The sequence below is a fragment of the Pararobbsia alpina genome (genome assembly GCF_902859895.1).
Classification (GTDB): domain Bacteria; phylum Pseudomonadota; class Gammaproteobacteria; order Burkholderiales; family Burkholderiaceae; genus Pararobbsia; species Pararobbsia alpina.
Genome location: NZ_CADIKM010000015.1, coordinates 42,893 through 54,774 on the forward strand (window position 1 = coordinate 42,893; position 11,882 = coordinate 54,774).

At 61.4% G+C, this 11,882-nt stretch carries 10 protein-coding genes; 6 read left to right on the plus strand and 4 right to left on the minus strand.

Annotated features, from left to right (window positions below; genetic code table 11):
- The first annotated feature begins 196 nt into the window (after positions 1-196).
- The 6 genes from HV670_RS16215 (at position 197) to HV670_RS16240 (ending at position 6,552) form a co-directional block, all read left to right on the plus strand.
- Entirely contained in the window at positions 197-1,027 is an 831-nt protein-coding gene (locus HV670_RS16215) for an MBL fold metallo-hydrolase (protein WP_175105820.1), read from the plus strand.
- A 258-nt stretch (positions 1,028-1,285) separates the two neighbouring features.
- Positions 1,286-1,678 carry a tautomerase family protein gene (locus HV670_RS16220; protein ID WP_175105821.1) on the plus strand — a complete coding sequence of 131 codons (393 nt, stop codon included), beginning with the start codon at positions 1,286-1,288 and terminating at the stop codon, positions 1,676-1,678.
- A gap of 130 nt (positions 1,679-1,808) precedes the next feature.
- Positions 1,809-3,530, plus strand: coding sequence for a tetratricopeptide repeat protein (locus HV670_RS16225; protein WP_175105822.1), 1,722 nt, complete (start codon positions 1,809-1,811; stop codon positions 3,528-3,530).
- A 69-nt stretch (positions 3,531-3,599) separates the two neighbouring features.
- A complete protein-coding gene (locus tag HV670_RS16230) occupies positions 3,600-4,166 on the plus strand; it encodes a chromate transporter (RefSeq protein ID WP_175105823.1) in 567 nt (188 codons plus the stop codon).
- On the plus strand, positions 4,163-4,693 hold the full coding sequence (locus HV670_RS16235) for a chromate transporter (protein WP_175105824.1): 531 nt from the start codon (positions 4,163-4,165) through the stop codon (positions 4,691-4,693). The genes HV670_RS16230 and HV670_RS16235 overlap by 4 nt, the downstream gene beginning before the upstream one ends.
- A gap of 290 nt (positions 4,694-4,983) precedes the next feature.
- On the plus strand, positions 4,984-6,552 hold the full coding sequence (locus HV670_RS16240; RefSeq protein WP_175105825.1) for a hypothetical protein: 1,569 nt from the start codon (positions 4,984-4,986) through the stop codon (positions 6,550-6,552).
- A 163-nt stretch (positions 6,553-6,715) separates the two neighbouring features.
- On the opposite strand, the gene HV670_RS16245 is transcribed toward HV670_RS16240, so the two are convergent.
- From HV670_RS16245 to ahpC, 4 genes are all read right to left on the minus strand, one after another.
- Positions 6,716-7,696, minus strand: coding sequence for a Tim44 domain-containing protein (locus HV670_RS16245; RefSeq protein WP_175105826.1), 981 nt, complete (start codon positions 7,694-7,696; stop codon positions 6,716-6,718).
- A gap of 182 nt (positions 7,697-7,878) precedes the next feature.
- Positions 7,879-9,273: a multidrug transporter subunit MdtD gene (gene mdtD, locus HV670_RS16250; RefSeq protein WP_175105827.1), complete on the minus strand. Its 1,395-nt coding sequence runs from the start codon at positions 9,271-9,273 to the stop codon at positions 7,879-7,881.
- Positions 9,274-9,538: 265 nt separating this feature from the next.
- Positions 9,539-11,134: an alkyl hydroperoxide reductase subunit F gene (gene ahpF, locus HV670_RS16255; protein WP_175105828.1), complete on the minus strand. Its 1,596-nt coding sequence runs from the start codon at positions 11,132-11,134 to the stop codon at positions 9,539-9,541.
- 136 nt (positions 11,135-11,270) lie between these two features.
- Positions 11,271-11,834 (minus strand): alkyl hydroperoxide reductase subunit C, encoded by a 564-nt coding sequence (gene ahpC, locus HV670_RS16260; RefSeq protein ID WP_175105829.1) that lies wholly within the window; start codon positions 11,832-11,834, stop codon positions 11,271-11,273.
- Positions 11,835-11,882 lie beyond the last annotated feature (48 nt).

Below are 11,882 nucleotides of genomic sequence, written 5' to 3' on the forward strand. Positions count from 1 at the left end.
GTGCCCTGGCAGATGGCGCAGCGCATGCAGTCCGTCATAGCGAACGTGGCGCGTGCCCGGCGGCGCAACGACTGGACAGGCGACCTTGACCGGCTTGCTCCTCTGGTATCGTAGGGAATCGTCATTATCGATCCAGCTAGGCATGACCTTTGCGTGGGTCATGAAGTGGGTCGACAGACGCTACCAAAGGAATCACATGAATTCACGGACCGGTGTCGATTCGGCTCCACAGCAACTGTCCGCCAACAGGAACTATCCGGTCGCCGGTGCCTGGTATAGGCGCCTCGACCTGGACAACGGCGTGACCCGGATCTGGGAGCCCTATGTACATCCTCTGGAGCAAGCCAATTTCTGGCATATCCGGGGGAGTGAACGCGATCTGCTGATCGACAGCGGAATGGGTATCGTGCCCCTGCGCGAGAGTTTTCCTGACTTGTTCGATAAGCGGGAGGTCATTGCTGTGGCCACCCATACGCATATCGATCACATCGGCGCGATCCACGAATTCGATCATCGCTGGGTCCATCCTGCGGAAGCCAGCCAGATGGAGCATCCGTCCGGTATCGTCACACTGGTTTGCGCGGACATTCCGCCCATGCTGTGCCAGTTGTTCGTCGAGGCGGGTTATCCACCGTTCGACGAATTGCTGATCGACGCTTTTCCGCATGCGGGTTACAACCCCCTTGACTATCGTCTGCGCGGCGTGGCGCCAACCCGCCTGGTGACCGAGGACGACATCGTCGATCTGGGCGATCGGCGCTTCGAGATCATCCACACACCCGGCCATTCGCCGGGCAGCATCTGTCTCTGGGAAGAGGCGACCGGGGCGCTCTATTCGGGCGACCTTATCTACGACGGTCCACTTGTCTACGAAGGGCCGGGCATGGATCTGGACATCTATGCCGATTCGTTGCGCCGGCTCAAAACGCTGCCGATCCAAGTCGTCCATGCCGGCCACGATCCGAGCTTCGGTTGGGCGCGGCTGGTGGAAATCATCGATTCGTATCTGAAGCGCTGGAACATGTAGTCGACGAGTTTTCATTGCCGACCGGCGTTTCCGCATGCATACCTGTGTGCATCGTGGTCGACGATTGTTGGTCATATAGTTGCATATGGAACTATGTTGGACTATGCTTCGCTCGTGCTTGGCAGAGCACGTAGAGAGAGACCGACTGGAAGAGTCGATCGATAGCGCCGAATGGGGCGACCGTTGAGTCAACAGCACTTCTGGCTTTCAGGGGGTTTTTTCCTGTTTGTAGTTGCATTGCTAATTAAGGAGTTGAACATGCCCATTCTCAATGTGAAGGTCGGCGCGAAGAGGTCGAGCGAGCTGACCACGAAGATATCGGCAATCCTGCTGGACCTCACCACACGGATTCTGGGCAAGGATCCGCACTTGACTGCAATCGCCATCGAGTATGTCGATCCCGAGGACTGGATCGTCGGAGGAAAGTCGTTGTCAGAGCAGGGCAAGAGCAGCATCTACTTCGATATCAAGATCACGGACGAAACCAATACCAAAGCCGAGAAAGCCCAATACATCTCCGAGGCCTTTGCGGCGTTCGAACGGCTTCTAGGCAACCTGCATGAGGAGAGCTACATCTACGTCCAGGATGTCAGGGCCGCCGCATATGGTTATGGTGGCAAGACGCAGGAGCGCCGGTATCAGCATGCGTAGTCGGTCATGCTGGTATAAGAGGGACTGCACGACCGGTTTTCGAGCCGAGTCGAAGACCCTAGCCGCATGCCGTCGCTCGCAAGCGCATCGCCGTCGGCCAGTGATCTGCTAACCGTTACCTTTCATTGGCATGAGTAAAGCAACCCCTCCCTCGAAACGACGCGCCGATGCCCTTTTGCAGCAAGCACTGGCCTTGCATCAGAACGGCGCGTTCGAGCTGGCCGAAGAGCTATACCGCGAGATTCTCGTGCTGCGGCCCCAGCATTTCGATGCGATCCAGCTACTCGGTACGCTCGCTTTGCAGGGGGGGCGACTCGACGAAGGCGTCGAGCTTCTGGAGCGTGCCGTCTCGCTCGAGCCCAGACAAGCGGTCATCCATTCGAACCTCGCTTTCGCATTCAACGCCCTTCGGCGCTTTGAAGAGGGTCTGGCGAGTGCGGAACGTGCGCTCGCACTCAAGCCGGACCTGGTCGATGCCGCGAACAACCGCGGCAACGCGCTTGCGGGTCTCGATCAACCTGTCGACGCGCTGGCGAGTTTCGAGCATGCGATCGCACTGAAGCACGATAGTCCTGAGGCATGGAACAACCGTGCCTGCGTTCTGCGTGATCTGGGACAGCCGTCCGAGGCGGTGGCAAGCTGCGACCAGGCGATCGCGATGCGGCGAGACTATGCGGACGCGTGGAGCAATCGGGCCAACGCTTTGAGCGACCTGAACCGGCCCGGTGAAGCGCAGGCCAGCTACCGCCGCGCACTCGACATCCGTGCGGACTTTGCCGAAGCATGGAGCAATCTCGGCCTCACGCTGGTCGATCTCGGCGAGCACGCGAACGCCTTGCAGTGCTACGAACGCGCGCTGGCGATCAGGCCCGATTACGTCGAGGGCCACTGGAACCGCGCGCTTTGCCGGCTGGAAATGGGGCAGTTAGACCAGGGCTGGCGCGAATATGAATGGCGCTGGGAGCGCGCGAGCCTCAAGGCAAGCAAGCGCGTGTTCGATGTGCCCCTATGGCTTGGCAGCACGCCGGTTGCCGGCAAGACCATCCTGCTCCATGCCGAGCAGGGGCTGGGCGACACCTTGCAGTTTTGCCGGTACGCGGCGCTGGTTGCGCAACTCGGCGCGACCGTGCTGCTCGAAGTTCCTGCAGCACTGATGCGGCTCTTGACGGGGCTCGAAGGCGTATCGCAGCTGATCGAACAGGGGCGGGCGCTTCCCCCATTCGATCTGCATTGCCCGTTGTTGAGTTTGCCGCTGGCGTTCGGCACAGACCTCGACACGATTCCAGCTGCCATACCGTATCTCTTCGCCGACGAGACACAAGCCACGGAGTGGGGCCACCGGATGCAGGCCGAGGCCGCAGGCAAGCTGAAAGTCGGACTCGTATGGGCAGGCGGCAACCGATCGCACGTTCCTGAACTTCGCAAGAACGACTTGCGGCGTTCGATTGCCCTGCAACAGTTCGGCCCGATTCTCGACGTCCCGAACGTGCAGTTCTACAGCCTGCAAAAGGGATCGGCCGCGCAGCGGCACGCCGACGCACGGCATATCGATGCACACGCCATCGTCGACCACACCGGCGAGCTCGACGATTTTGCCGACACGGCGGCGTTGCTCGCGAACTTCGACCTCGTCATCTCGGTCGACACGTCGACGGCACACCTTGCAGGTGCGATGGGGCGGCCTGTCTGGATTCTCAACCGTTTCGACACCTGCTGGCGCTGGCTGCTCGAGCGTGACGACAGCCCGTGGTATCCGAGCGCTAGATTGTTTCGCCAGCCTTCGCTCGGCGACTGGGACAGCGTGATCGATCGCGTGCGCATGGCCTTGCAGGAATTTGCGATGGCACGGTGAGGGAAGGGAGGATGTCAGCTCACCTTTTCTGTGCTGTAAAGTTTGCCAAGAGCAATGCTGGAGATAGAGATGCACGCCGAATCCGGGAGCCCGACGCTTTCCCCTCCCTCCGTCACGCTGCGCGATTTATTCAGTGGTTTCCTGAGCCTCGGCCTGACTTCCTTCGGCGGTGCGTTGCCACTCGCGCGGCGAGCGTTCGTCGAGAAGCGCAAATGGCTGACGCCCGAGGAGTTCACGGAACTGCTGGGCCTGTGCCAGTTCCTGCCCGGCGGTAATGTGATCAATATGTCGGTAGCGATCGGCATGCGGTTCCGCGGGTTGGCGGGGGCCTTCACGGCGTTGCTCGGCTTTGTGGGAGGGCCGGCTCTCATCGTGATCGGCCTTGGCGTGCTGTACGAGCGCACGCAGGACTTGCCGACGGTGCATCATCTGTTCGCGGGTCTCTCGGCGGCGGCGGCCGGGCTGCTGATTTCGACCGCCATCAAGGTTGCACTGCCCTTGCGTGGTAAACCTGCCGCCATCGCGATTGCCGTGCTCGGTTTTATCGCCATCGCTCTATTGCGCCTGCCCCTGGTCCCGACGATGCTGGTTCTCACGCCATTGAGCATCTTCATTGCGTCGAGGACGGCGCGATGACCGACACGCTAGTTTCACTGGCACTCATCTTCAGCCAGCTTTCCCTGCTTGCTTTCGGCGGAGGCGCGACGACCTTGCCCGAGATGCAGAGGCAGGTCGTCGAAGTGCACCACTGGATGTCAGCGGTCGAGTTCAGTTCGCTGTTCGCGCTGGCGCAGGCGGCGCCCGGGCCAAACCTCATGATCGTCACGCTGATCGGCTGGCATGTCGCGGGCTGGCCCGGCGCGCTCGTGACGACGATCGCGAAGATGGGTCCTTCATCGATCGTGACGCTTCTCGGCCTCCATCTGTGGGAGCGTTTCAAGGACCGTCCGTGGCGCCGCTATGTCCAGGCAGGTCTCGTGCCCGTGACGACCGGCATTGTTGCGGCGAGCGCGATGCTGATCGCAAAGGCGTCCGATACCGGCTGGGTACTCTGGGCGATCACGGGTGCCTGCGCCGCGCTTGGGGTGAAGACGCGCGTGCACCCGTTGTGGCTCTTGCTTGCAGGAAGCCTGATTGGGCTCACCGGCTTTGGACAGACGTAGACGTGCGCCATGGCGGCTTCCCAGCCGCCCGACCTCAGAGTCTCGCAGCGGATTCACGATGCGGATATCCCGAAAGCCTCTCGAAATATTACTCAAGGCGTAAGGTACTTTGCCGTTAACGAGATCAGTAGCGAGCTTTGCGAACGGTCACTCTACGCAATTTCCAGACGCGGTCGCCAGAAGCAGCTCACGAAGCAGGGAACCGAAGCCACGACCCGACGCGGAATGACCGTCGCGGGGGATTTCGCATCGGTTTCCTCGCCATAAAAACTGTCTCCGACGGAAGCGATATGTCCAGCATCGTCAGCACACTTCAGCATTCCCCGAATCTCACGCCATTCGCGAATTCTTCGAGCCCGAATTCTTCGAGCCCGAATTCTTCGAGCACTTTCGATGACGTCAGCGAAGTCGAACTCCAGCAGATCACCACGGCAAGCGGATCGGCCTCGGTATCGCTCGGCGCCAACCTGTCGGGCGTGTCGACCGCGACCGGCACTGGCCAACTCGCCGTCGCGTTTGCGAGCGCGATCCAGTCAGCGACGACCGTCGATCCGACGACTGGCCAACGCGAACTCACGAACGGCGCGGGCGACAAGCTGACTAGCGCGATTACCGCCTTGCTGGTCCAGAACGGCTTCAGCACCGCGCAGGCCGGCGCCGCCGCGGCGAATCTCAAGACTGAACTCGCGAACGGCGATCCGCTCACGCTCTCGATGAGCTACGACAACATCTCCCAGTCCTCGTTGTCGGCCAGCGGCTCCTACGGTTCGAACGCGACCTGGTCGGCGCAGAGCGTCACGCAGACGGAGCGTGCGGGATCGCTGAACATCAGCATCGACGCAAGCGGTACGCTGAATGTTTCGCTCAAGGAGCAGACGACCTCGACTGCGCAATATGAGGGCGAGGTCAAGGGTACGGGTACGCTGAATGCGCCCGTCGTGACCATTGCACTGCTGCCGGGCCAAGGCAACGTTCCAGGCTCGACCGCGCTGACAGCAGGGGACCTCGGCTCCGGAAGCTCGAGTTCGGGCACCCCGTCGTTCGTGGGATTCGGCACAGCGGCTCAGGCCGCCGCCTCACAGTTCGCACAGGACACCCCGGATGTGTTCAAGAACGGCTTCGGACAAGCGTCGGCCGCTTCACCGGTAACTGAATCAGAGGCCGATACGCTCCAACAAGCGAGCCTGACCAGTGTCTTGCTCGTGAACACGACCGTTACGACACCGTCCTCGGGCGGCGCGAATGGCAGCGACGGCGAGGGCAATGGCCAGGGAAGTCCGGACGGATCGCAATCCTCCACGGGCGGCCAGAATGCTGGCGCATCGTCGAACAACGGTGTGACGAGCGGTACCGGCAGTTCGAGCGCATCCGAGGCCGCAACGCTTGGCGCGGCGCTCAAGAGCATGGACGATACGGTCTCGCAGATGTTGACGGACTTGTCGAAGACGTCGCTCGTCGCGAGCAAGGATCTGCCGAAACTGCTCGAAGATCTGCTCAAGCTCGCCAATCAGGCACAGCAAGGTGCAGGAGTGAACGGCGGCACGCAAGGCGCGGAAAATGGCGCACAAGGGCAGAGTGACGCAGGTAGTCCGGGAAATACGGCGAGCGGCTACACCGGCGATGCGGCAGGTTCGAAAGTTTCGTCCGGCGACGCTCACGGATCGAAGCCATCCGGCAGTGATTCCGGCACGCCTTCCAGCCAGGCCAGCGGTAACACCCTGTCCGAGATCGAAATCGGGTTCACGCAGACACTCTCGATCCAGATAGTCGATCAGAACGGCTATGGCTCGACGATGTATGCACGTCCTGATGGAAGCCTGGGCAGTATCGTACGCAAGCCGACGCATGTGACTGCTTGAGGGCTGGCAAGTGCTTGCCGGAAAAACGGTGTCAAGGCGCTGAAACGATCAAGGCGAATGCCGCAATCGCGTTCCCTGGTCGTTTGTTACACAGAAAAGCAGCATAAAAAAAGGGCAATCAACCGACACGGTTGATTGCCCAAACACATGAACAACTCTTTGATCAGGCGAGCTGCTGAATTCCGGCCAGACGCCAGATTTGCTCGCTGCGCGTGTCCTTGAGGAAGTTCCAGACTTCCTCGAACGGCTGCGCGGCCTCATGTTCCGCCTCACGGATCAGGCCGTGGAACCGGATGCTTGCAAGCTGCTCGTTGCCTCGTTCCTCGACACCCAGCAATTCCGCATCGAGCTGCACCACATCGGTCCTGTTCGTCTGGCCGCCGCGTGTCTCGAGATCCATCTTCACTTCCGCGAACATCTCAGGCGTCGTGAATTCGAAGATGTCGCCCTGATCGCCCTTGTCCCAGGCCGCCTGCAAACGGATGAACGATACCTTGGCCTCGCGGGCGAACGCGTCACGGTCAAATCCGGCGGGAATGCTGCCGAGCTTTGGCGCATTGATACTCGCGAGTGACGCCGCCGCGGCACTTGCTCCCGGTGCCGCATAAGCTGGCGCGGACTGTTGAGCCGCATATTGGGACGGCCGCGAGAAATCGCCGTCGCGCGGCGCGGAGCCGTTCTGCGGATAGGCGAGTTGCGGATGACGCTTGCGCTGGATGAAGCGGAACAAGGCGACAGCCGCGATCACGACCAGCGCGATCAGCACGAAATTCGACAGCAACTCGGCGAGCCCTGCGCCAAGCCCGAAATGGGAGAGCAGTGCGGCGATGCCGAGGCCTGCCGCGAGACCGGCTAGCGGCCCCAGCCAGCGGTTGCGCGGCTGGGCCGCCGCGGCGGCGGCCGGCGGCGTTTGCTGAGCCGGCTGCGCTTGTTGGGCACGCTGCGGCTGGTTGGTGGAAGACGGCGACTGGCTGGGCGCCATTTGCGACTGGCGGCCGATACTCCGGCTGCTGCCTATCCGCTTGGCTTCCGCATCAATCGGCGTCAGCGCACCCATCGCAAGCACGCCGACGAGACCCACGACCGCGAGCCGTCTTCCAAACAGGCCGGTGCGGCGGGAGGGCTTAACAGCGAATGAAGGCATCGCGAATCCTTTTGACTGAGGGGGGACCTGCGCAGTCAGCATACCTGACTGGCCCTTACCTTACAATGTGTAAGGTGTGTTTGTTTGACGGATATAGGCGCTGCTTGTTCCGCAAACTTCTGATCCACCCCTGGATTTTATCGATTCTTGTCGGCGCGAAGCCTTTACGCTCCCATAAAACCCTATGCTTTCAAGGGCATCGACGCCCCGCGTGTTTTCGATGCGGACGCATCGAGATACCGGAACACGAGCGCCGAAGCGAGCGTGATGGCGCCGACGCTGGCGAACGTCAGGCGGAAGCCGGTCCCCGCGCCGCCGCCGAAGGCATGCGCAAAAACGCCCACGAGGCTACCGGCAATGGTGACGCCCAGGCTCATGGCGAGCATCTGGATCATCGAGAACAGGCTGTTGCCGCTGCTCGCCTGAATCGGCGTCAGGCCCTTGAGGGTCACGCTGTTCATGGCAGCGTACTGCATCGAGTTGGTCGCACCGAATACGGCGAGCTGGATCAAGGCGATACTCAGTGGCCAGCCTGGTGAGATTGCCGCGCACGACGCGATTGCACCGCCGACCAGCAGCGTATTGACGAGCAGGAACTGTCCGTACCCATAGCGATGGATCAGGGGCGCGACCCAGCGTTTGGCGATCGTGCCGACGATCGCGATCGGCAGCATGACCAGCCCGGAGTGCAGGGGCGAGAAGCCGAGTTGAACCTGCAGCAGCAGCGGTAACAGGAACGGCAACGCACTGCTGCCGATGCGCGCCAGCAGGTTGCCGATCAAGCCGACGCTGAAATTGCGTTCGCGGAACAGGGCTAGGTCGAACAAGGGCAGCGGCCGCCGTTTCGCATGTGCGATGTAGAGACCGGCGCTCAGTGCGCTCAGCGCGAACAGCGCACCACTGATCGCCCCGCGATGCGTGTCGACCGGGCAATCGAGCGCGAGCGTGAAGCTCGCCATGCAGACTGACAATAACGTGAACCCTGCCGTATCGAAAGGCGGCGCCGCGACGGTGGCGCCGCGTGGCAGATAGCGGCGCACGGCCAGCATGCCGACCACGCCGATCGGCAGGTTGATCAGGAAGATCCAGTGCCAGCTCACAGCTTGCACAAGCCAGCCACCGAGCACCGGCCCCAGCAGCGGACCGATCTGTCCGGCAACCGAGGTGAACGCGAGCGCCGCGATATATTCCTCGCTCGATACGCTGCGCAGAATCGCGAGCCTGCCGATCGGCAGCAACATCGAGCCGCCGATGCCCTGGAGCACGCGCGCGATCACCAGCGCATTGAGCGAATGCGCGAGCGCGCACAACAAGGAGCCGATCACGAAGATCACGATCGCCGTGAAATAGACGCGCAGCGTACCGAAGCGGTCGGCGAGCCAGCCCGACGCGGGTGTGAGCATTGCCATGACGAGCGCATAGGCAACGACGACGGGGCGCATCTCGAGCGCACCGACATGCAGGCTCTGCGCCATGCTCGGCAACGCCGTGTTGACGATCGTCGTGTCGAGCGACTGCATGAAAAAACCTGCCGCGACGATCCATAGCAGGGCTTTATGTGCGTTGTTCTGAGTCATTTCGAGTGCTGCCGGGTCGACACGCCGAGTTTATCTCACCCGGGCACACGTCGTCCGGGTAAGCGGCCGGACAGGAAGCACAGCCGCCGGCGGGCTTGTCGATCCCTTGAGAAAGGCATCGGCAAGCCGGCCGGCGGACCGGGAACTACGGCGAATTGTAAACCTTGAGACGGGATCAAGGTCCGCGCGGCTCAGGACGCGCGATTTCAACGGTTGACGTTCAGGCCATATTCAGGCCAGGCCCCGCGTCATCCCGAGGCCAGACTCAGGCCGCAACGGCAACCTTCGCCGTCACCGGGGCATCATCGTCCACCGAGCTGCGGATCAAGTGATCGAATGCGCTCAACGAGGCCTTCGCACCTTCACCGACTGCGATCACGATCTGCTTGAAAGGCACGGTCGTCACATCACCCGCGGCGAACACGCCGGGCACCGAAGTCTGTCCGCGCGCATCGATTTCGATCTCGCCATGCCGTGACAGTTGCACCGTGCCCTTGAGCCATTCCGTGTTCGGCACGAGGCCGATCTGCACGAACACGCCTTCGAGCTCGACATGCTTCGACTCGCCGCTCGTGCGGTCCGTGTAAGAGATGCCGTTGACCTTCTTGCCGTCGCCGGTGATCTCCGTGGTCTGAGCCTGCGTGATCACGGTGACGTTCGGCAGGCTGTGCAGCTTGCGTTGCAGGACGGCATCGGCGCGCAGCTCGGCACCGAATTCGAGCAGCGTGACATGGCTGACAATGCCGGCGAGATCGATCGCGGCCTCGACGCCCGAGTTGCCGCCGCCGATCACCGACACGCGCTTGCCCTTGAACAGCGGGCCGTCGCAGTGCGGGCAATAGGCCACACCGTGGTTGCGATACTCGCGTTCACCCGGCACGTTGATTTCGCGCCAGCGAGCGCCGGTCGCAAGCACGATGGTCTTGCTCTTGAGCACCGCGCCGTTCGCCAGTCTGACTGCGATGAGCTTCTCACCCGGGATGAGTGCTTCGGCACGCTGCACGTCCATCACGTCGACTTCATAAGTCTTCACATGCTCTTCGAGCGCGTTAGCGAACTCCGGTCCTTCGGTTTCCTTGACCGAGACGAAGTTCTCGATCGCCAGTGTGTCGAGTACCTGGCCGCCGAACCGTTCAGCGACGACGCCGGTGCGGATACCCTTGCGTGCGGCATAGATCGCGGCAGCCGCGCCCGCGGGGCCGCCGCCGACGATCAACACGTCGAACGGGTCCTTCGCGGCGAGCTTCTCCGCGCTGCGCGCGCCAGCATTGCTGTCGAGCTTGGCGATGATTTCCTTGATACCTGTGCGGCCTTGGCCGAACACTTCACCGTTCATATAGATCGTCGGCACGGCCATGATCTGGCGTTGCTCGACTTCTTCCTGGAACAGCGCGCCGTCGATCGTGACCTGGCGGATGCGCGGATTGATCAGCGCCATCACATTGAGCGCCTGCACGACATCCGGGCAATTCTGGCAAGACAGCGAGATGTAGGTCTCGAATTCGAAGTCGCCGTCGAGATTGCGAATCTGCTCGATCACGTCATCTTCGAGCTTGACCGGATGGCCGCCGACTTGCAGCAGGGCCAACACGAGAGAAGTGAATTCATGGCCCATCGGGATACCGGCAAAACGGATGCCGATATCGGAACCGGGGCGGTTCAGCGAGAAAGAGGGCTTGCGGTGACTGTCGTCGCGTCGCTCGATCAGCGTGATGCGATCCGACAATGTCGTGATTTCCTGAAGCAATGCACCCATCTCGCGCGATTTGTCGCTATCGTCGATGGAGGCAGTGATCTCGATCGGTTGGGTGACTTTTTCTAAATAGCTCTTCAACTGGGTCTTGAGATTTGCATCCAGCATGTCAATATCCGATCCGTAGCGATACAGCGTATAAGAGAGTGGGGTCCGGGCAGCGCCCGCTGCGCCCGGACTTTGCGGCAATGGAACCGGCTTGTGCGAGAGGCCTCGCCAAGCCGGTTTTTCCCGGCGTTTAGACTTAGATCTTGCCGACGAGGTGCAGCGAGGGAGCCAGCGTTTCAGCGCCCGGCGTCCACTTGGCAGGGCAGACTTCATTCGGATGCGCTGCGACGTATTGCGCGGCTTGCACCTTGCGCAGCAGTTCCTTGGCGTCGCGGCCGATGCCGTTGTCGTGCACTTCGCACAGCTTGATCTGGCCTTCCGGGTTGATCACGAACGTGCCGCGCAGGGCCATGCCTTCTTCTTCGATCAGAACGTCGAAGTTGCGAGCCAGGACGGCGGTCGGGTCGCCGACCAGCGGGTACTTGATCTTGCTGATCGTGTCCGACGTGTCGTGCCAGGCCTTGTGTGCGAAGTGGCTGTCGGTCGACACGCCGTAGACTTCAACGCCGAGCTTCTGGAATTCAGCGTAGTTGTCCGCCAAGTCACCCAGTTCGGTCGGGCAGACAAACGTGAAGTCGGCCGGATAGAACACCACGACTGACCACTTGCCCTTCAAATCCGCTTCGCTGACCGGCACGAATTCGCCATTCTTGTAAGCGGTTGCCTTGAACGGTTTGACTTGGGTATTGATGATAGGCATCTAGAGTTCCTTGCTGGGTTAGAAGTTTTTTGCAACTACACCAGTATC

Excerpts from the sequence above, each read along its gene's own strand:
- HV670_RS16215 (WP_175105820.1), top strand. The coding sequence starts at position 197 with ATGAATTCACGGACCGGTGTCGATTCGGCTCCACAGCAACTGTCCGCC.
- HV670_RS16220 (WP_175105821.1), top strand. The coding sequence starts at position 1,286 with ATGCCCATTCTCAATGTGAAGGTCGGCGCGAAGAGGTCGAGCGAGCTG.
- HV670_RS16225 (WP_175105822.1), top strand. The coding sequence starts at position 1,809 with ATGAGTAAAGCAACCCCTCCCTCGAAACGACGCGCCGATGCCCTTTTG.
- HV670_RS16230 (WP_175105823.1), top strand. The coding sequence starts at position 3,600 with ATGCACGCCGAATCCGGGAGCCCGACGCTTTCCCCTCCCTCCGTCACG.
- HV670_RS16235 (WP_175105824.1), top strand. The coding sequence starts at position 4,163 with ATGACCGACACGCTAGTTTCACTGGCACTCATCTTCAGCCAGCTTTCC.
- HV670_RS16240 (WP_175105825.1), top strand. The coding sequence starts at position 4,984 with ATGTCCAGCATCGTCAGCACACTTCAGCATTCCCCGAATCTCACGCCA.
- HV670_RS16245 (WP_175105826.1), bottom strand. The coding sequence starts at position 7,696 with ATGCCTTCATTCGCTGTTAAGCCCTCCCGCCGCACCGGCCTGTTTGGA.
- mdtD (WP_175105827.1), bottom strand. The coding sequence starts at position 9,273 with ATGACTCAGAACAACGCACATAAAGCCCTGCTATGGATCGTCGCGGCA.
- ahpF (WP_175105828.1), bottom strand. The coding sequence starts at position 11,134 with ATGCTGGATGCAAATCTCAAGACCCAGTTGAAGAGCTATTTAGAAAAA.
- ahpC (WP_175105829.1), bottom strand. The coding sequence starts at position 11,834 with ATGCCTATCATCAATACCCAAGTCAAACCGTTCAAGGCAACCGCTTAC.